This is a genomic window from Bradyrhizobium valentinum (assembly GCF_001440405.1).
Taxonomy (GTDB): Bacteria; Pseudomonadota; Alphaproteobacteria; order Rhizobiales; family Xanthobacteraceae; genus Bradyrhizobium; species Bradyrhizobium valentinum.
Genome location: NZ_LLXX01000114.1, coordinates 1 through 19942, shown reverse-complemented (window position 1 = coordinate 19942; position 19942 = coordinate 1). Strand labels below are relative to the sequence as shown.

Below are 19942 nucleotides of genomic sequence, written 5' to 3'. Positions count from 1 at the left end.
GGAATGGGTGGTCACAATCCGTCGTAGCGGGTGGTCGCGATCGTCGGAATACGCAGTTTGTAGTTGATCGAGCCGCTGGCGTCCGTCGAGTAGTACCAGCGGATCGCCTTGCCGAGATACTTGCCGTCTTTCACGGCGCCGCCTTTGACAGTGCGAATGGTGACAAATCGCCGAATGTCTCGGACAGGCGTGAATGGTTTTGAAGATCGGTACCCCCTTGGTTACATACTCGACCACGGCGTCAGAGCAGACCTCGTTGAGCGGCGACGGCCACGAGCTCGCGACGATCTTGGGTTCAGCGTATGCGCCCTTCTTCTTGACAGAGCCGTCGGGCTTGACGGCGATGTAGTTGTTCACGTCGCGGGAATAGAGCGCGCTGTATTCTGTTTCCTCAGTCTCAAAGCCGGTCAGCCGCTCCCACTTCGCGATCACCGCCGCCAGGGCGTCTTCTTCGTCCGTAGGGCAGATGATCACGATGCCGTCGGTGTTGGCGCTGACCACGCGGAAGCCGGCTCGCTTGACCATCTCGATTAGCATGAGCAACGACAATTGGCCGCCGATCGTCACTTGGATCATCAAGTCTGGCGCAAACAGAACCGACCACTTGGAGTCGAGCTTGCCGAACGCGCCGTTGTTGACGATCTTCAGACTTCCCGAGACGTCGTCGTTGGTCTTCAATTCCTGCTTCAGCAGTGTGGCTTCGTCGTTCGCCCGCTTGATCAGCTTCTTGAGTTCGTCGACGCGATCCTTCGCCTTGTTGCGCCGCTCAACAGACGATCGGAAGACCCGTAAAAAGATCGGCCCGAGATGCTGCGGATACAGGCCGAGGTTGAGGATGATTTGCGGGTAATAGCCGCGTACGTCGCGGTCGACGATCCTGGTGTGCGCGTCGGCTCGATGCGCTATCGTCTTCTCCGATGAGCGCAAACCGCCGATGCCCACGCGGTAGATCGAACTGCCAATCTTAATTTTGGCCTTCTTCAGAACGTCCGGCATAATGACCTTGCCGCTCGTCGAGATCGCGAAGTCGGCGGCGCGAACGTTGTCGAGAACTGCGTTGAGCTCGGTCGATCGATAGTGAATGAAGTCGGGAACCCTGTACTTGTAGTGCTTGCCTGGCGTGATCTTTGGCTTCTTCTGTTCTTCACCGGTTAGCCACTTCAACTCTTTCTTGATCACGGCCTCGGCAATTTGCGCATCCGATTTGGAGCGTAGATCCACTCCGTACTGCTTGATCATCTGCTCGCGAAGCGTCAGTTGCTCCTTGAGCGTCTGCATCAGCAGGCCGGTGGCGGCAAGGTCGTTGACGCAGTAATCCGATACGACGTCCATCTCGTCGTGCGTCAGCACGGCATCTTCGTCCACGGGCAGATCTTGCATGCGTCTGCCGTGCATTTTGCCGTTGTAAATCTTGAGGCTGTTCTGCCCTGGCGCGATCTCGATCAGGTCGACGTGATCGCACTCGATCAATTGAAAATCGTAGGCGCGCGAGAGTTCCCAGGGCTTGGCGTCCTCCTGAATGATCTCATTGGCGATTTGCTTCAGCGCTTTGTTGCTGAAGCCGGCGAGGGCTGCCGACACTATCGGAATATCGAACGGGATGGAGTTGAAGCGACGGTGCAATATTCGTCGAGCACCTGGCGCAGCTTCTTGCGATCGAGGACGCACCGGTCGGACTTCTCCCACCGAAGCACTTTACCGGTCTTGACCGATTTGAACGCCGCCAGGACGTAGTTAATGTACACTTCCGTGTCGAACAGCGCGGCATCTGCAAGCGACGTCTTCATGGAAGCAAACCCAACTGTCGGTTGGTTTTTGCGAATTCGCCGAAATGCTTGATCGCGGCGACGTCATAGGTTTTTGCCTCTTCAATCTTGTCGACGAAATATCCGAGCTTGACGGCGGCCTTATTGACCTGAATTTGAACGAGATATTTCTGTAGCTTCGGAACCCACGAAATCCCTTTAAATCCGCTCGTGTTGTTCTTATGGAGACGACGATTGCGCTGGTTGTCGGAAGGTGTGCAGTCGCGCAACTCGACAATGGCGTTGTGGGAGCGCTCTCCGTGGCGATGATCGAGGTCGTCGGTCGGCCAGTGGCTATGCGAAAGCGCCCAAATCACGCGGTGAACGGTCGAATAGTATTTGACTCCGTCGATCGCGAAGGCGATCTGCAAATGACCGAGACCGTTATCGTTTCCGGCCTGCTTACCTGCGAATCGCTTGTTCCAAGCTACAATTCGATAATGGTCGACAGCGCGCCTGCGCCAGAACAGCAGGCCGCGCTTCGCATCACAGCGGAATAGCCGCCGCAATACTTCGACCGATACTGCTCGCTCGGTTTGTTGTCGGGACCGTTTCATTGGCCGATGTGGTCAGAGAGAAAGAGGGGTGCCGGTTTCCCGACACCCCGAAGGATCGACTAGCCGAGAAGGTCTTCAACGATAGCTGGTCGACAGAACGCGTCACTTCACTCGCCACCCTCACGAAGACACACCGGGATGGCTATAATCTCGGCGTTCGCCTTGGCGAGCCGTCGTTTTTCAACGATTTATACCTTCACTGCATCGATCTCGACATCCGCGACCCCGACAAAGCCGATGAGGCCTGGGGCGCGTTGCTCGAATTGATTCCGGAAGCGCGTTCGCTGCCATCGGTCATCTCGGGCTCGATGGGCGAGAGCCGCCATCTGTATTTCCTGACCGATCGACCATTCCCGTCGAAAAAGCTGCGCCACTCCACAGAAAAAATTATCGGAAAAGACAAGAAGGCGCATTGGGCCTGGGAAATCGAGCGCTTCGGCACCGGCAAGCAGGTCGTCGTGCCGCCCTCGATCCATCCCGACACCGGCAAGCGCTACAAATGGGAGCGGGAATGGCCCGTGGATCTCGTCGAGCTCGGCGTCGGTCCGGTCATTCCCGCGTCACGGGTCGCCGGCTGGGAGCCACCGAGTAGGACGAAACCGACGTCCGCACCAACGCGCTCGGCCTCTCGGTCGCCGAGGCAAAGGATATTCTGGCAGACCTGCCGACCGACACCTGGCGCGAGGACCGCGACGGCTGGTTGCAGGTCGGCATGGCGCTGCACCACGTTCAACGGCAGCAAAGAGGGCTTCAAGGCCTGGGTTGAATTCTCGGCCGCCTCCGACAAATACGATCCGGAAGATCAACGGCGAGTTTGGCGCTCATTCCGGCAATCGAACAAGCCCGTTCGCATGGCAACGCTGTTGTCGGCCGCGAAGGAAGTTCGGTTGATGAACGCCTTCGACGATCTCGGCGATGAAGATGAAATTGACGGGGACGATGCCCGGGTTAAGCCCGGCCATATGGATGATGACGTCGACGATCTGCTAGGCGAGGGCGATGACACGGCCACCGAGCAGCCAGAGCGCGTTCTCAAGCTGAAACAGGCCGAAGTGCATCTCGAGCTCGGTCATGTGCCGAAGCGGATCGCGAAGCTGAATAAGAACCACGCCGTCGCCTTCGTCAAAGGCAAAACGGTGATCCTCACCTTCGAAAAAGACGGCACGACCTCCTATGGATCGGTGCATGACGTCTACAACTATTACGAAAACGATCGCGTCGCGACGGAGAAGTCCACCGAGCCGGTAACCAAGGCGCGGGATGCGCCACAAGGCTCGGCGCAGCTATCCGAACGGCATCGTCTTCGCGCCACAGGGCGGGCCCGACGGCGCCTACAATCATTGGCAAGGCTTCGCCGTCGAACCCGATCCATCGTCATCCTGCGCGCGCTTCCTCGACCACTTGCGCGATAACATCTGTGCCGGCGACGACAACGCCTATCAATGGGTGATCCGCTGGTTCGCCCACATGGTTCAGCGCCCCTGGGAAAAGCCCGGTACCGCGCTGGTGCTGAAGGGTCGCAAGGGCGCGGGCAAAGACACGATCGGCGACTACGTCGGCGGTCTTTTCCCCCATCATCACACCAAAATTTCGAACCCCGAACATCTGGTCGGCCGCTTCAACGCGCATCAGGAAAAGACCCTGCTGCTGCATGTCGAAGAAGGCTTCTGGGCCGGCGACAAAAAGGCCGAAGGGCAACTGAAGCACTGAAGCACCTGATCACGTCCGAACAGGTAATGATCGAGAGCAAAGGCATCAACGCATTTCAAGTCGCGTCGGTGCTGCGCATCATAATCAGTTCGAACGAAGACTGGATCGTGCCGGCGACATTCGACGAGCGGCGCTTCTGCGTGCTCAACGTCGCCGATACCAGGGCGCGCGACACCGTCTACTTCGCCAAGCTGCGCTAGGAAACGCACCACGGCGGTCGCGCCGCGCTGCTGCACCACCTGCTCGACCTCGATTTGACCGGCTTCGACGTGCGCAACCCGCCGATGACCACCGGCCTGCGCGATCAGAAAATCGCCTCGCTCCGCGGCATCGAGCAATGGCTTTTCGAGATCCTGTCCTCCGGCCGCGCGCCCGGGGATTCGATGTTCGAGGACGTCGAGGTCTCCTGGGAAGACGCCTCGATCAAGGTCGCGGTCGACGATTTCCGTCTCAATTACGAGGACTGGTTAAGGCGACGCCGGTTTGCCGGCGATCCGCTCAACGCTTCACGGTTCGGCGTGCGTGTGCACCAAATCTTTCCAGCGATCACCCGCATTTACCCCAAGGTCGGCGATAAGCGGCAGTGGTATTATGTCATTCCCCGCCTGGCTGAATGCCGCGCCGAATTCGAAAAATTGATTGGCAGCACGATCAATTGGGCCGGCGATTTCCCCCAAGACGACGATCTGCTCGGCTAAACGCCATAACTTTCCATGCGCGCGCCATCGAGAACGTCCTCCATCAGGTCCTTTACCTCGTCCAAGGGGAAATCGATCAAGCCTAGTCGGTGCATCCTCGTCAGGCGGGCATATGCGTGCCTCTCCGCGTCGGTGTCCTCTTTCGACACGTAAGCATCCCGATCGCCGTCATATTCGATCGCTTCAACCTCGCACGCTAAATTTTCGAGCCGCGATCTGAGGTTGTTCCATGCGTCCAATTCCCGTTTGGCCTGACTCATACTTGTCACTCCAATTCAATGTTCGAACGAAATATGTGCTCAGCATTGTTACTACAATCACGCTGCTGAAATTATAAATCAGCTGCGGCGCTCGAATTCCCAGCTTTCGGCGTCGATTTCGAAGCGTGGACGGGAAGCCTCCTGTACCGGTACAGGAGGAATCCGGCTTCCTGTACGCGGCTAACGCTTTGATCGACCTATTGAAGAAAGGTTGGTACAGGAAGAACGGGCAAGACCAACCAAAATTTTCCAACGTGGGACAGAGACCATGAGGTGGTCGGACTGCCGACCTCCAGTTCGCGCGCATACACGAGAAATGTACCTATACTTCCTGTACTTACTGTAAAAACAATAATAAATCAGAGGTTTACAGCCGGTACGGGAAAATTGGGACTTCACATTCTTACCGTACGCTCCTGTACCAGGACAACATGAGACATTGTTGTCGAATTTTCACTTCTCGGTTTTTCGGGACATTCTGAGACAGCCCCGATTTCGTTACGTTTTCTCCGAAGTTCTATAGGAAGATTTTCAAAACTCGCGATTGCCCCGGCTCTGCGCCCCCCGCGGAATGAGACGCCCTGAAGAGGGACCCGTAGCCAACCTGATACCCGATGACACAAGCCAAGACATGTTTGGCGCCCTATGCCCCTGAAGCCCTGATACTAAATGATACATAGGAATATAATCTGTCTCACATTGTCCTGTGCCAATGGGGCAGGGCTACCCTTGTGCACTGCACCATGGGATAGCAGGGGCACGCTAGCAGCCCGTAGGCAGGGCAGGCAGGGCCTCGCTGATCACAGGCGCCCTTGTCCGCTTCCATCCTAGATTAGCGCATAGGCGAGGCCGGCTAGTCGAACGGTCGCGCTACGCTCCGACCATGCGGTCCGTTCTTGTGAGCGTGCTATCCAGCGCTTCGACCGAATTGCGCAACCAAGACGAAATCAAGGCGCTCTACCTCGGCGCACGCCGCGAAGTGCAGTCGGCGAGAAGCCGCTGACGCATGCCGTTGCCTGAATTTGATTGACAGAGAGGAAACTGGCCTGGCTGCGGACAATCCAGCGCAAGATCAATCAAGACGTTTATTCTCGAACAATAGGCGGAGCAATCGACATGTTCTCGACGATCTGCACTATGAACCCGACGATCGGCGGTATGGCGATCCGCAGGGCTTGCGCTAGGACGACAGTGTTCATGGGGCCAGCGGGGTGGGGCCAGCCGGGCCTCCTGGTCAGAAACTTGTGAGATGAACGCCCTCATAAGTCTTAGCTCGCATCGAGGCGAGCGGCGATATATTTTTCGATACGGAGGCAACGATTTTAGAACGGGATAGGGGTGTCAGGCACCCCCCGTACCCGCGACTGGACAGCAAAACTGATCGGAATACCAGTTTGTGGTGCCGCTTGGCGCGATGGCGAGCACTGGCAGTTTTAAGGCGCACCGATAAGCAGCACTCTGCAGTGCCCCGCGAATGATTCCGTCGTCATAGACACGAACACGCGTCGCCGGTCACGGCCTTGGCTTTTTCGACTCCGATCTACATCGCTCGCCTCTAATCCTGTCTGGCAGGGAGAGGGGTTAGCAAGTTCCGTTCGGTGACTCACAACCAGCTTTCCGGCCGCGCGAAGCGCGCAATTCGTGTCCAACACCTGACAGCGGCACAAAGCCCGTCAGGTTCAGAACACCGGTCGGCTGGGCGCGTGGAGTATTTTTCAAAGCGTAGTCAGACGCTTAATGCGCGCTGACGAAGATGGCACGGCTGTTGCTGTTGAGATCCAGCAACACTGAGAAAGGGCTGAGTGCGTCCAGAGCGAAAAACGAGCGATGCTCCTTCCCTTGAACCCGTGTGCCCCGTTCTGAGAGAGATAAGCTACCACAAAAAGTCGCGCAACGTTTGGCAATAGTTATGGAGAACAACATGATGCTGCGCATGGAGTCCCCAGCTCCTCCGATCAAGGTGAAGAACTGGCTGCGTGGCCAGCCCCTCACGAGCTTCCAGCCGGGAAAAGTGTGCATCGTCGAATTTTGGGCAACTTGGTGCGGATCCTGTGTGGCGGCGATGCCCCATCTGGTGCAGCTGCAAGATAAATACAAAGACAGCGGAGTTGAGGTCCTCGGAGTCGCAGCTTATGAACGAGCTCGAACGGCGGACGAGGCCCGAACCAACTTGGACGCATGGTTGACCGAAAAGCTCTCGAATCTCAACTACCGGATCGGATTCGACTACACAGGGAAAATGAACAAGCTTTGGATGGATCCCAGCTTTTCTGTCATGATTCCCACCTCGTTCGTCGTCGACCGTGACGGCCACATCGCCTTTATCGGTCTTCCAACGCAACTCGATGACGTTCTGCCGAAAATTCTTAACGGCGGCTGGCGCACCAGCGATGAAGCTAGAGCCGCCGATACAGAGCGGATCGCCGAAGGCGAACGCACGATGCACGAAACGACGCGCAAGCGAGCGTTGACTGAGCCGATCTTCGCCAAACTTACGCCGGCGATGAAGGCGAAGGATTGGACGAAGGCGCTTTCGGCGCTCGAAGAGGCCGTCGCTGTAATGCCGGACGACGTCAACTTCCGCGTGCTCCATGCGGATCTGTTGCTTCACAAGGTGCACGACTTGCAGACCGGCTTGCCGGTAATGAGCCAATTGGTTCGCGACGCGATCGACAAAAAATCCGAGCTGTGGATGGCCGGGGCGATGCGCCAACTCTTCGATCCGGCGAATGACAACTCCCACTTCCCGCCTGCCGAGCGCTTTGCGATGGGTAAGGAGTTGTCCGAACACATCCTGGCACTGAATCCTCCGCAACGCGGCGACGGCTCCAAGTTTCTGTCCTATGGGGCGGTCGCTCAGTATTATTATGAGAGCGGCAACAAGGATCGCGCGATCGAGTTGGTCGAGGTGGCGCTGAAGTCGCTGGACGGTTCTGCGCCTATCCCCGACGAACTGAAACAGCACGTTATGTCGCTGTTGGTCCAAGCGCTGGCCAACTACAAGGGTGAGAAGGCTTGCTACGGGGCTCTTTGTGCGACTCCGCAAGATGGGTTTCCGAAAGAGTCAAAGCGCAGGCGCCGGAAGAGAAAACATGAAAAAGGGTAATAGTCGGAATTGCTCACGGGTGAATTCGTCCATTTCTCCGGCGGGCCAGTGGCAACTAAAGACCATCGTGTACAGCGCTGGATCGTTTGCGGCAGGTTGGAGTTCAATTGCGATGACCTCCGGCCGGATCGAGGCGGACGTGATCTTCCAGGTGAAGTCGCGCCGTCATCCCATGATGCAAACACTCTTACGGTCTTAAGGTCTACACGAAATGCTGAACGACTCCTTCGTCATAAAAATGCACCCTTTCCGCACGGCCATGGCGGCGCCCGGACTTAGGCGGCCATCTCCATGCTTCTGCAGACGGGCGAAGATGAATGATGTCGATCCGCATGCCTGGCTCACACAAACTATCGAACGGATCGCGCAAGGCTGGCCGATTTCTCAGATCGATGCTCTCATGCTGTGGAACCCTCAAAGCTTGAACCGCTTCAGCTACGCTTACGCAAAGAGGGGGTGAAATGCGCAGAAGATTTCGATCGCAGCCCCCAAACTCCGGGCATTATTGCGTCGCCTCCGACGGCAGCGCCAAGCATTGGGCACATCGCGTCTGGATCGAAAGGGCCTTACGCCGCGTGTGGCAGAAACTGCTGGCGCCATGATCGTTCAAGATGACAAACCACCCACCGCAATCGGCGTGGTGATCCCGTTCGTGTTCCGTCACTGGCTAAAGCAGCCCGTCCGCGTCGCGATCGTCCTCGTCGGCTTCTTAGGGGCAACGGTGGCCGACCTGTTCATGCCGGTCTACTCCGGCCATCTGGTCGACTCGCTGACATCAGGTCCGTCCGATCAGGCAGCGCGGCAGGCGGCGTTCGTCGCCTTCGGCGGCATCCTCGCGCTTGGCCTGCTCTCGATCATATTCCGGTTTACAGGCTTGCAGGCGATCGTGCCGTTCACGCTAAAGACGATGTCGGATGTGGCGCGCGAGGCCTTCATGCGGGTGCAGCGGTTCTCGACTGACTGGCACGCCAACTCTTTCGCCGGCTCGACCGTGCGCAAGATCACGCGCGGCATGTGGGCGCTCGACCTGCTCAACAACACGATCCTGACGGCATTGTTGCCGTCGCTAGCGGTGCTCGTGGGCTCGATGATCCTGCTCGGTCTGCATTGGCCGGTCCTCGGCGGTGTGATCGGCCTCGGCGCGGCGATCTATGTCGCGATCACGATGGCATTCACGATCGGCTACATCGCGTCGGCGGCGCGCGTCTCCAACACCTGGGACACCAAGGTCGGCGGCACGCTGGCGGACTCGCTCACCTGCAATGCTGTGGTGAAATCCTTCGGTGCGGAGGCGCGCGAGGATGCTCGGCTTAACGGTGTCATCAGCCGCTGGCGGGCGCGGCTACTGCGCACCTGGCGGCGCTACAACGCCACCGGCACAGTGCAGCTCATGATGTTGTTGTGCTTTCGCGCTTCCGTGATCGGCGGCGCCATTCTGCTGTGGATCGCCGGGCGCGCCTCGCCGGGCGACGTCACCTATGTGCTGACCAGTTACTACATCATCCACGCCTACTTGCGCGACGTCGGCATGCACATCAACAATCTGCAGCATTCGGTGAACGACATGGAAGAGCTTGTCACCATCCATGGCGAGCCGATCGGCATTGTCGATGCGCCCGACGCCAAGCCGATCGACATTCAGGGCGGAAGGATCACGTTTAACGACGTGACTTTCCTTTATGTCGGGCATCACGCGCCGCTCTACGACGGATTGTCGATCGACATTCGCGCCGGCGAGCGCATCGGTCTGGTCGGCCGTTCCGGCTCCGGGAAGACGACGTTCGTCAAGCTGGTGCAACGGCTCTACGACGTCTCCGGCGGCCGTATCCTGATCGACGGCCAGGATATCGCGAAAGCGACGCAGCAATCGCTGCGGAGCCAAATCGCGATTGTGCAGCAGGACCCGATCCTGTTTCACCGCACGCTGGCCGAGAACATCGCCTATGGCCGGCCGGGCGCCAGCATGGCGGCGATCGAGCAGGCGGCGCGGCTCGCCAACGCGCATGACTTCATCCTGCGACTGCCGAAAGGCTACGTCACGCTGGTCGGCGAGCGCGGCGTCAAGCTGTCGGGCGGCGAGCGGCAGCGCGTCGCGCTGGCGCGCGCGTTCCTGGCGGACGCGCCGGTGCTGATCCTGGACGAGGCAACCTCGAGCCTTGATTCCGAGTCAGAGGGCCTGATCCAGCAGGCGATGGAGCGGCTGATGAAAGGGCGCACCTCGATCGTGATCGCGCACCGGCTGTCGACGGTGCGCAGCCTCGACCGCATCCTGGTGTTCGACCGCGGCGAGATCGTCGAGCAGGGAACGCACGCGGCGCTGACGGCGCGTCCCGGCGGCATCTATCGCGGGCTGTTCGAACTGCAGGCCATCGAGTGCGGTCAGATCTCGGCGGCAGGCCAGACTAAAGCATGGCTGGCCGCATCCCCGCAGCCTTAGCGCTATTTACCTTGGCTGCAGCTGATTGGCATCGCGCCGGTCAACACTCCGGCATCGCATCGGTATTCACCGCGAAGGTGTAGGATTGTCTTGAGGGAGAGCGTCTCTAAAGCGGAAGAGGGCGAATGTCGAAAGGACAATCTGAGTTTTCGGGCCTTTTGCTGGCGAGTGTTATGACCAAAGCGAAAAGAAACTATTCGCTCATCCTCGAGCACGATGTGAATGGCCTGTGGGAAAATATTGGCGGTGCTGACCCAACTATTTTCGATTTTTGTGGGACTGTTGCAGAAGCGAATTGCTCAAGATCCCGCCTGGCGATTTTGAATTGCGCCAACTGGATAAGGACTTTGAGCGGCGGATCTGGTGACTACGAGAAATTTTGCAAGACAAGATTGTCGTCAAGTTAAAGCCAGGGGACCTCGTCGTCCTTTGGTCATCATCCTTAAGCAGACGTGCAAGTTTGCCTCAAGAGGTCACCTTCGTCATTTGACGGCCTGTATTGTCGTGTTCAGCCATGTCCAGTTGAGGACGTTATGTCCGCGACTCGACACTAACGCTTAAGTATTCTCTGTTCGGAGCGAAGTGCATGGATTTGTTCCTTTTCAAGCAGGGCCTGCTCAACGTTTTGGGTGGCACGCTGATTGCTGGGAGACGGTGAAGGATCTGTTGCGATCATGCCGGTCCCGCAGCTGCCCGCCTACGGATACAAATGAAGCTTGCTCGACTGATCCAAATCCACGCCATGGAGGCTGCACTGTTGAGTGCGGCTTCATCAAGTGAAGCTTTGCCGCTTCCATCACGGGTTCCGCTGTCGTTGATCGCGCTGGATACCTCTCAACGCTGGCTGGCTTTGATTAGCATTCAACCCGGTTACTCCCGAGCGAATGCAAATCAGTGTGACCGGGTTAAGTCGCGATGTGGTGCGGCGCATACGGCGAGAACTCCCCAACCTACAGCATGGAGTAGCTGAATATGGCACATTGGTCTGCTTCGGTGCTCGCAGACGCTTGCAAACCGGGCGATTGGGATGGGCAACCACCTGCAGTCGCATCAATTCGCTCCAGCATCCTTGTTGGCAGCGGTACGCTAGCTATCAGGTGTGCTCAGCTAGTAAGTAAGATGGGTCATGTCGTCTGCGCGGCGCTGTGTGCCGACGCCATATTCCGGGACTGGGCTTCTCGCGCCAATATCTTGTGTGTAGACAGTGTTGAAGAGCTCTCCGTGTTGATGAATGCCGACCCGGTAGACTGGATATTTTCCGTAGGAAATCCATTCATATTGCCACCGGATGTGCTTGCCCGAGTCCGTCAAGGCGCTTTCAATTACCAAGACGGCCCGTTGCCACGATATGCGGGAGCTCATTCGATGTCGTGGGCGCGGCTGGCACAAGAGACCGACTATGCCATCGGGTGGTATCGTATCAATGATGGTGTTAATAGGGGTGAGTTGGTGGTTGAGCGCCAACTTTCTATTGCGCCAACCGATACGGCGTTGACCCTGAACCTCAAATGTCATGAAGCCGCTGTCGAAGGCTTCCGCGAGCTTCTAGCTGGCTTAACGAATGGAGAGCTCCATGCTGGTTCGCAGGCGCCAGTGGACGGAAGCGTTTCTCCGAGGCGTCGACGCCCAGATGCTGCGGGCTATCTGCGATGGAATCGCTCCGCGCAAGATCTCTCAAGGATCACACGCGCCTTAAACTATGGACGGTATCATTCCAATCCGTTGTGTCTGCCGAAGGTGCACCTAGGGGATGATGTTGTCGCAGTCAGGCGCTTGAAGGTATCTGCTGGACGCTGCGGCCTTCCGGCAGGGTCCCTGGTTGAAATCCACCGCAGCAACTGGCGTGTGGCGACAGGGACAGAGGATGTTGATGTTTGGTTTGGCAGCTCAGACGGTCTGACTCTGAATGCACGGACACTCGCGAGGCAGTCCGCTCTGAATGTAGGCGATCGCCTCCCGATTTTGAGCGATGAGGAGGCGTAGAGCATAACTGTTGCCCATGGAATGTTGGCGCCTCGGGAGAACTTTTGGCGGCAGCGGCTTGAGCAGTTTAAGGAATTGCAGATTCCGTTTCTGTCGTCTTCGGAAACTGTGGCTCCGCCCAGATGGCAGTCGAGTTCCTGGCTCGTTCCAAGTGCCTTGGCCGAGTTGTCGCCAGTTGATCGCACTGAGTACTTGCTGAGTGCTTGGCTGATCTATCTCGCCCGCATCACGGGAGAATCAGAGCTTCAACTAGGGTGGACTCCCGCACCGAATGGATCGCGAGCCGGGATGAGGGCGGTGGAGGTGCTTGTCGCCTCTGTCGTGCCGATGCAAATGACCATCGATCTCGGTCGAGATTTTGCAGGCGTATGCAGGGCGGTCGCGGCCGAATGCGCGGATCTGAGAGAGCACGATAGTTTTCCGCGGGATCTTATCGCGCGCTCTCCGACGTTGCGGGGCAAGGAGGCGCTACAATCGCGCCGACCTTGGCCGATTGGCGTGACGGTGACCGCGAATAGCCGTTCTGCCGCTGGTGATCTACCTTCAGGCCCGAATTCTGAGACAGCCCTTTCCGGTGATTTCCTAACGTGTGAGGTTTGCGCTCTGGATGGGAGCTTTCGATGGCACTTTGATGCCAGTCGCTTGACGCCCAAGCAGATCGACCGTATGACGCAGCACTTGCAAAACTTGTTGTGTGCTGTGATAGCCGATGCGCAGCAGCCGGTCGCACGGGTTGAGCTGCTGTCATCCGAGGAGCGCGCATACCTCTTGGAGGAGCTGAACCGGACCGCGGCGCCCTATCCGTCGGAGCGGTGCATCCATGAGCTGTTTGAGGCGCAGGTGCGCCAGGCCCCGGATGCGATGGCGGTGACCTATGCGGACGATCGCTTAAGCTATGGCGAGCTCAATGCACGGGCGAACCGCTTGGCGCATCATCTGATCGCGCTCGGTGTGAGGCCGGATCAGCCGGTCGCGATTTGCCTTCAGCGCAGCCCGGCGATGGTGGTGGGGCTTTTGGCGATCCTCAAGGCAGGGGGCGCGTATCTGCCGCTCGATCCGGCCCATCCGCCCGCGCGGCTGCGGCAGGTTCTCAAAGATGCGGCGCCGCAGTTGGTGCTGGCCGATGCGGCGGGGCGCGCCGCACTGGGCGATGTGGGCGTCGATGTGAGGGTGGTCGATCTCGCGACTGCGACACCGCCCTGGGCAAATCTGCCGGGGTCGGATCCGGATGTGCGTGCGCTGGGCCTCACCGAGAAGCAGGGGCACTACCTCGCTTTCATCCATACCTATTCGTACATGTTCGGACAGCCGCCCGCCGAAGCCGACATCCAGCGCCATTTCCGCGTCAGCCCGCCGACTGTCCACCAGATGATCGTCACCCTCGAACGGAACGGCTTCATCCGACGTCAACCCGGCGTCCCCAGAAGCATCGAGATTCTCTTGCCACCGGAAAACTTGCCCATCCTCGAATGGCTCGGTATCAAAACGTCAAAATCACTATGATGAACCACTAGTCGGTGATACGGAATCCCGAAGCTTCTCAGCACCCGTATCATACGGAGCAGCCTAGGTGTTACTGTCGCGTTAACTCGAAAGCTTTGTGAGCTCGAGACTGAGCTGGCGCAGGCGCGCACGCGCGCCGGTATCGTAGGCCTGCGAGTTGGCCTGCGCCTGCTGCATTCCGTTGAAGAACAGGCCATTCTTTTTGGCGACATCGTCGCCCCGGACGAGATGCAGGATCGCCTCCCCACCCTCCTCGACGGTTGAGACCGGCGTAATGCCGCCCGCACGCACCATCGTCGTGTTCATATAGGTTGCCGGGTGCAGACAGTTAACCGTCACGCCGGAGCCTTTGAGCTCGTCTGCGAGATCGATAGTGAACATGATCTGCGCCAGCTTGCTCTGCGCATAAGCGCGCGTGCCGCTGTAGTTCTTCTTGATCATCACGTCGTCGAAATTGATCGGGTGCTGGCCGAGGGACGCGACATTGACGATGCGCGAGGGGACCGCGGCCTTGATGAGCGGCAGCAGCAGATAGGCGAGCAGAAGGCCGCTGAGATAGTTCACCGCAAAGCGCAGCTCGACGCCATCGGCGCTCTCGCGCCGCTCGGGCCCAAGCGTGGACGATCCAATCCCGGCATTGCTGACGAAGACGTCAAGCCGCTTGTGATCGGCGATCACTGCATTGGCGAGCCCGCGCGCGCCGGCGAGAGACGAGAGATCAGCTTGATAGAAGCTGGGCGCGACGTGGCCATCACGCTTGACCTCCTCGATAAAAGCCTGGGCGCGCCCCTCGTCGCGGCCGTGGATCAGCACGTTGGCGCCTTCGGCCGCGAGCCGCTTTGCGACGTAGCGGCCGACGCCGTCGGTCGAACCGGTGATCAGAACCGTCTTGCCGCTCATGTTCATAGCGTGACCGCCGCAACTAGGCAGAGTGTGCATGGCACTTGTTCCTGGCACGACCTGTACGGTTCGACAAGTTGCGCCGCACCTCGACGCATCCCGCTGAGTGTCGCCTTAGCGACTTCCCGGCCGCGGTTTCGATGGAAGTCCATTGCGCCAGCCGCCCGGCAATTACCGCCGGGCACAAGCTGGACGGCGATGACGGACGCAATCTGGTGCCGAGGATGATCGGGAAGGGTCTGTTCCGGTGATCAATTCGTGAATACATTGGAACCACCAATCGAAGTGTCCTGTGCTGCATTTAACAATTCCGACAAAACAGTTCCGCTGCACGGTCCCGATGACACCGGAGCAAGAGCCGGGCCACTTGCCAGACCATTCAGCCCATGATGCCGCCGAATTAGCCGGAGCGTGCAGCACGCGCGTGCGTGCGCTCTTCCAGTGAGTCGGCGGCAGTCGCGTAAAGGTGAAGAGCTGGTCGAGCGAAAAGAGCATCCGCGAGAAACGCCCGGCTTGTCTCAAACCGCCCCAACCTGTTGCGAACGCGACAGTGCGCAAGAAAAACCCGAGGGCAATCCGCACCGCTTGCGTTGGCCTGAATCCTGCAACCCGATAAGCTACGTGGAAAAGCGAGCCGCAAGCGGATCAGGAGTGCCTTTGAGAGAATGGTGGCGCCCGTGCAAAGTGGGGACGGGACCCTCTTTGAGCAGCCCTCGGCCATCATGAGTTACGTACGAGTCTTCCAGCACGCGCTGCCTGCGCGCGATCGTAGTGCTGCATAGTCGCATGTTCCATTCGATTCGAGAGTTCGGTCTGGCTGATCAGCGCGTTGGTGCTGAGCTCGGCGACGATTGTCATATCAAACCTGTTGGCGTCCGTGTTTGGAATCCTGCGCAATAGGGCCAAAAGCCGCTGAATTTCTGCACCATTTAACCTGGTTCGCAAGTTTGCACCGCTCTTCCGATTATAAAAGGTCGTCCAAGTAAGGAGATTACAAATGAAGGTCGGTGTTCCCAAGGAAATCAAGACGCACGAGTATCGCGTGGGCCTGACGCCGGGAGCCGTCCGCGATATGTGGCGGCCGGCCACAAGGTGGTACTCGAGACCAATGCAGGCGCCGGCATTGGCGCGACAGATGACAATTATCGCAGGGCCGGCGCAACGATTCTGGACTCCGCGCACGAGGTCTTCATCGAGCGAGATGATCGTAAAGGTCAAGGAGCCCCCAGCCGTCCGAATGGACCCAGCTGCGAGAGAATCAGATCCTCTTCACTTATCTGCATCTGGCGCCGGACCCGGAGCAGGCTAAGGGCCTCATAAAGTCTGGCTGCACCGCGATCGCCTACGAAACCGGGACTGATGCACGTGGCGGCCTTCCGCTGCTTGCGCCCATGAGCGAGGTCGCGGGCAGGCTTGCGATCGAGGCGGCCGGTGCAGCCCTGAAGCGGTATACAGGCGGGCGGGGGCTGTTGATCGGTGGCGTGCCCGGTGTTCAGCCGGCCCGTATCGTTGGTGATTGGAGGCGGCGTCGTCGGTACGCATGCGGCACGGATGGCGGCGGGCTTGGGTGCCGAGGTCACCATCATTGACCGCTCGATACCCCGGCTTCGCGAGCTGGATGAGCTATTCGAAGGGCGCGTTCGTACCAGGTTCTCGACAATAGACGCCGTGCAGGAAGAGGTATTTGCGGCAGACGTAGTCATTGGCGCGGTGCTCGTTCCCGGCGCGAGTGCGCCGAAACTTGTTAGCCGCGGCATGTTGAGCTCGATGCGCAAGGGCTCGGTGATCGTTGATGTAGCTATTGATCAGGGCGGATGCTTCGAGACATCGCGTCCGACGACCCACGCTGATCCAACTTACGAGGTGGATGGCGTCATTCATTACTGCGTGGCCAATATGCCGGGAGCTGTCCCACTGACCTCGAGCCAGGCCCTGAATAACGCCACGCTGCCATTTGGTTTGGCTCTGGTGAACAAGGGATTTTCCGCCGTGCTCGAAAATCCGCATCTGCGCGCAGGCCTCAATGTCCACCGAGGCCGGCTAACTTATAGGGCCGTGGCCGAGAGTCTCGGCCTGCCATTCTCACCGATCGAACAGGCTGCGGCCTGATCCCAGAGGCCCGTTAAGGGCGTTTCCTCCCTAACTTGGGCCACTCGTTCGGAGTGGCCCTCTTTTTAGGACTCTATCAATCTGCCAAGCGTGGTTTGACTTGCCTTGGAACTCGAAGATTAAGTCGGGCGGCGATCCCAGAGAGGGCGTTTTGAGCTGCTCGACAATACGAACCGCACCCTCCGGGCCAATGAAGATGACGCGGTCGGTGGCGGGTAATTTCGCCTTGATCGTTTGGAGGCAGAAGATCCATGGCTCGCTGTTTTAGCGAGGTCTTCATAGACCTGTTCCTACCGGCGTGCTCCTCGGTTATGGGGAAGGCCCGGTCGCCGCGGTGACGCATTGTAGCCTTTATAGCTGCTGACCAGCTTCCGCTTAATCAGAAACGTCAAATCTCTTGGTTCTAAGCGGACTGCCTTCCGCCGCGCTTGCAATTCCACCGGGGCAGGACTTCGATCGCTGCGGTCGGGCACGTCTTCCCTCTAGTCAAGCCTGCGCGCCTCGACCCGTAGGTCGACGCGAGCGAGGCATAAAAGCTTCAGTTGGCGTCGCTCACGGCTGCCTGTAGCCGCATCTAAACGAAAGATGATGCCGTCTTCGCCACCCGTCAGAGATACCCGCAAAAGCGGCGGAGCACTCCATGACGAATGGCGCGGCCGTTAGCCGGGCCGCTGAACGACAAGACGAAGTTGAGCACCATGTCCCTCGTGACGGGGCCATCCAGCTCGCTTGACTGAACGTAGCGGACGAAAGCCCGCAACGTGCCAGCCTGCTTATAGAATGTGTATCCGAGGGAGCGGCGCAGCTCGATGTATCGTTCAAGCTTCTCGGCCAAGAATCCCGCGTAGGCTCTCATGACGCCGCTCACGGAAAGGGCAGCGCGACATCGACAAGCTGCGGCAGCGCGACCTTTACGTAGATGGCGGTCGTGTTGATGCTCCGATGGCCGAGTAAATCTGCAACCTCGTTGATCGGCCGTCGTTGCGCCACGACCTGTGTCGCCAAGCTATGGCGGAGTAGGTGGGCGCCAGCAGGACCCGTGAGCACTACACCGCCGTGCTCGAGGCGGCGCCGGACGATCTTTGAAAGGAACCCGGGACAGCTGAATGGTCGAGGTGGCGGCGCGAACGAGAGGAACACATGGGGGTTGTCGATCTTGGGTCTGGCCTGCAGAACATAGTCGGCGAGCGCAGCGCCGGCCTCCTCCAAGAGCGGCGCCACCCGGTCGCGCTTCCCCTTGGTCCGCCGAACGAAGACTTCCCCAGCTCGCCAGTGGATGTCTTGTAGCTTGAGCGTGCGAATCTCTTTGTTGCGTATCCCTGTCGTGGCAAGCAGGAGCAGTAGTGCTCGGTCGCGAACACCAACAGGGGTCGTCACGTCGATCGCGCTGATGGCGCGCTGAATATCCTCCCAGGCAAGGCGCGGCGGCAGGTGCGCTAATCGCCAATGAGGCGTCCTTGGAACGGACGGTGCGAGATCCTGGTTGTGATGTCCAGACCAATGCAAAAAGCGCAAAAACGTTCTGATGTATGAGATCGCCGCTGTCCGTGTGCCCTGGTTGGCCGAAAGCGACAGCTGATGTCGAACGAGGCTGAGGACGTACTGACCCGTTTAGCGTCTTAAGATCTTGTCCCGGAAAATGATCGCGGAACGAGCTAAGAAAGCGTCGCGCGCCCAATAGGATCCCTTCGCACGACTTCGTCTCCAAGCCCTTCACACCGCGCAAATAGCCAACATATGCGGCAATCAGAGTGGCGTCGCGATCTACTGTTAGAGGTAGGACTGGAATGGAAAATCGCTCCGGCGCCAGCCGTCGCGCGTGCTCGATCGCAGTTGCGGCAGCAATGCGGGGAGATGCGGTTGGAAAGCCCTGAAGAAAGAGATCAATGACTTCTTGTGTGATCGGCCCGGTTGCTGAGACCCCGGCAGCGAACTCGCTGAACCGAGCAAGGCGACTAATATAAAGCTTGAAATCATCCTTGATCTCGACGCCACGGACGATCCGCTGCACGGGCATCAGGAGGGGCGGTTCGCCTCGATGGCTTACGTGCTGCTTGAGGGCCTACGTCGCATCGCCCTGCAGGCGACCGAATTGGCCGACTCCGCCTGCGGCACCATCCGCCGCAAGCTGCTCAAGATCGGCGCGCTGGTCACCATCAGCGTTCGCCGCATCAAATTCGCCATGGCGTCCGGCTGTCCCTAAGGCTACATTTGCGACCGCGCATCGCGCCCTTGTCGCGGCTGCCGCCGACACCTGCTGAGCCGCGCGTGCCTCTCCTACATAACCGTTGTTGGTCCAGCGACGCTGCCGCTCGCCCGCCTTCACCCCTCATGCCGTGTACCGTCGAGCCAAGACTCGCTTTCAGCGAGCCTACTACTGGCTCACCTGACAGCCACCCAGCGACAAAATGCTGTCCGGCACCAAGTCCCGAGCTTACAAACCCCGGGTGTATGAGATATCCAGGCTAGACCCACTACATGGAATGTGGTCTTCCCGAGATCGATACCAATTGTGACAATGTTCGTATTGGACATGGCTGCGCTCCTGCTTTTGCCGAGGACTCCACGTTGCGGGTGAGAGCGGCCGTGGTCCATGCCGTTAACTCGTAGGGCGCGCTGGCCTGGCCCTTGCCGATACAAGGAGCGCGGAGCATCAGCGTCTAACTTTAGCCAGATAGATCGATCCTGGGCTACCAATTTGGGTGGCAATACGGCCGGGACCAAACTCACTGAAAGGTTGCCGTCGACGATTCGGCCACCAGACTGAGTCCCGAGCGGATTGATAGAAATTCTCCACGTCACCTTATCTCTGTCCTTGCTAGTACCCACTTTCCTTGGATCGTGAGTCGTGATTCAAGATATGGATGATACCCG

At 58.7% G+C, this 19942-nt stretch carries 15 protein-coding genes and 3 pseudogenes; 12 read left to right on the top strand and 6 right to left on the bottom strand.

All coding sequences use genetic code 11. The features are described from left to right. The 3 genes from CP49_RS16985 to CP49_RS16975 form a co-directional block, all read right to left on the bottom strand. Positions 1–1581: hypothetical protein (locus CP49_RS16985; protein WP_057851356.1), on the bottom strand; the 1581-nt coding region annotated here is incomplete at its 3' end. After that, positions 1581–1787 carry a hypothetical protein gene (locus CP49_RS16980; protein ID WP_057851355.1) on the bottom strand — a complete coding sequence of 69 codons (207 nt, stop codon included), beginning with the start codon at positions 1785–1787 and terminating at the stop codon, positions 1581–1583. The genes CP49_RS16980 and CP49_RS16985, both read right to left, overlap by 1 nt. Further along, positions 1784–2362: an HNH endonuclease gene (locus CP49_RS16975; RefSeq protein WP_156438487.1), complete on the bottom strand. Its 579-nt coding sequence runs from the start codon at positions 2360–2362 to the stop codon at positions 1784–1786. The genes CP49_RS16980 and CP49_RS16975 overlap by 4 nt, the downstream gene beginning before the upstream one ends. A gap of 8 nt (positions 2363–2370) precedes the next feature. Between CP49_RS16975 and CP49_RS49610 the strand changes: the two genes are divergently transcribed. The 4 genes from CP49_RS49610 to CP49_RS16960 are packed head-to-tail and all read left to right on the top strand — an operon-like array spanning position 2371 to position 4770. Further along, on the top strand, positions 2371–3774 hold the full coding sequence (locus CP49_RS49610; protein ID WP_245310731.1) for a bifunctional DNA primase/polymerase: 1404 nt from the start codon (positions 2371–2373) through the stop codon (positions 3772–3774). Further along, complete coding sequence (locus tag CP49_RS46095) at positions 3764–4072, top strand: primase-helicase family protein (protein WP_057851352.1); 309 nt, start codon at positions 3764–3766, stop codon at positions 4070–4072. The genes CP49_RS49610 and CP49_RS46095 overlap by 11 nt, the downstream gene beginning before the upstream one ends. Further along, on the top strand, positions 4030–4272 hold the full coding sequence (locus CP49_RS44720; RefSeq protein ID WP_420807618.1) for a primase-helicase family protein: 243 nt from the start codon (positions 4030–4032) through the stop codon (positions 4270–4272). The genes CP49_RS46095 and CP49_RS44720 overlap by 43 nt, the downstream gene beginning before the upstream one ends. Positions 4273–4326: 54 nt before the next feature. After that, the gene (locus CP49_RS16960) at positions 4327–4770 is read left to right on the top strand and encodes a hypothetical protein (protein WP_156438485.1); all 444 of its coding nucleotides are present in this window, start codon (positions 4327–4329) and stop codon (positions 4768–4770) included. Here the strand turns inward: CP49_RS16960 and CP49_RS16955 are convergent. Continuing rightward, positions 4767–5030 carry a hypothetical protein gene (locus tag CP49_RS16955; RefSeq protein WP_057851350.1) on the bottom strand — a complete coding sequence of 88 codons (264 nt, stop codon included), beginning with the start codon at positions 5028–5030 and terminating at the stop codon, positions 4767–4769. The two genes, CP49_RS16960 and CP49_RS16955, sit on opposite strands and share 4 nt — an antisense overlap. Positions 5031–6951: 1921 nt before the next feature. Between CP49_RS16955 and CP49_RS16945 the strand changes: the two genes are divergently transcribed. The 6 genes and pseudogenes from CP49_RS16945 to CP49_RS47435 all read left to right on the top strand — a co-directional run bounded on the left by CP49_RS16945 (position 6952) and on the right by CP49_RS47435 (position 14059). Further along, positions 6952–8136 (top strand): TlpA disulfide reductase family protein, encoded by a 1185-nt coding sequence (locus CP49_RS16945; protein ID WP_156438484.1) that lies wholly within the window; start codon positions 6952–6954, stop codon positions 8134–8136. Between the two features lie 261 nt (positions 8137–8397). Continuing rightward, a pseudogene (locus CP49_RS16940) lies at positions 8398–8596 on the top strand (transposase domain-containing protein); the annotation flags it as partial. A gap of 138 nt (positions 8597–8734) precedes the next feature. Next, positions 8735–10573: an ABC transporter ATP-binding protein gene (locus CP49_RS16935; RefSeq protein ID WP_057851347.1), complete on the top strand. Its 1839-nt coding sequence runs from the start codon at positions 8735–8737 to the stop codon at positions 10571–10573. Between the two features lie 125 nt (positions 10574–10698). Continuing rightward, entirely contained in the window at positions 10699–10980 is a 282-nt protein-coding gene (locus tag CP49_RS44715) for a hypothetical protein (RefSeq protein WP_156438483.1), read from the top strand. Positions 10981–11545: 565 nt separating this feature from the next. Further along, positions 11546–12556 carry a formyltransferase family protein gene (locus CP49_RS49270; RefSeq protein ID WP_082646065.1) on the top strand — a complete coding sequence of 337 codons (1011 nt, stop codon included), beginning with the start codon at positions 11546–11548 and terminating at the stop codon, positions 12554–12556. 21 nt (positions 12557–12577) lie between these two features. Next, positions 12578–14059, top strand: a complete 1482-nt coding sequence (locus CP49_RS47435) for an AMP-binding protein (RefSeq protein ID WP_082646064.1) — start codon at positions 12578–12580, stop codon at positions 14057–14059. An 81-nt stretch (positions 14060–14140) separates the two neighbouring features. On the opposite strand, the gene CP49_RS16920 is transcribed toward CP49_RS47435, so the two are convergent. Beyond that, the gene (locus CP49_RS16920; protein WP_057851344.1) at positions 14141–14965 is read right to left on the bottom strand and encodes an SDR family NAD(P)-dependent oxidoreductase; all 825 of its coding nucleotides are present in this window, start codon (positions 14963–14965) and stop codon (positions 14141–14143) included. 991 nt (positions 14966–15956) lie between these two features. Between CP49_RS16920 and ald the strand changes: the two are divergent. Further along, positions 15957–17068 (top strand): annotated as a pseudogene (ald, locus tag CP49_RS16910) (alanine dehydrogenase). A gap of 864 nt (positions 17069–17932) precedes the next feature. On the opposite strand, the gene CP49_RS47430 reads toward ald, so the two are convergent. Next, complete coding sequence (locus CP49_RS47430) at positions 17933–18583, bottom strand: tyrosine-type recombinase/integrase (RefSeq protein WP_245310730.1); 651 nt, start codon at positions 18581–18583, stop codon at positions 17933–17935. 514 nt (positions 18584–19097) lie between these two features. On the opposite strand from CP49_RS47430, the pseudogene CP49_RS16895 reads away from it, so the two are divergent. Next, a pseudogene (locus CP49_RS16895) lies at positions 19098–19329 on the top strand (transposase); the annotation flags it as partial. Between the last annotated feature and the right edge of the window lie 613 nt (positions 19330–19942).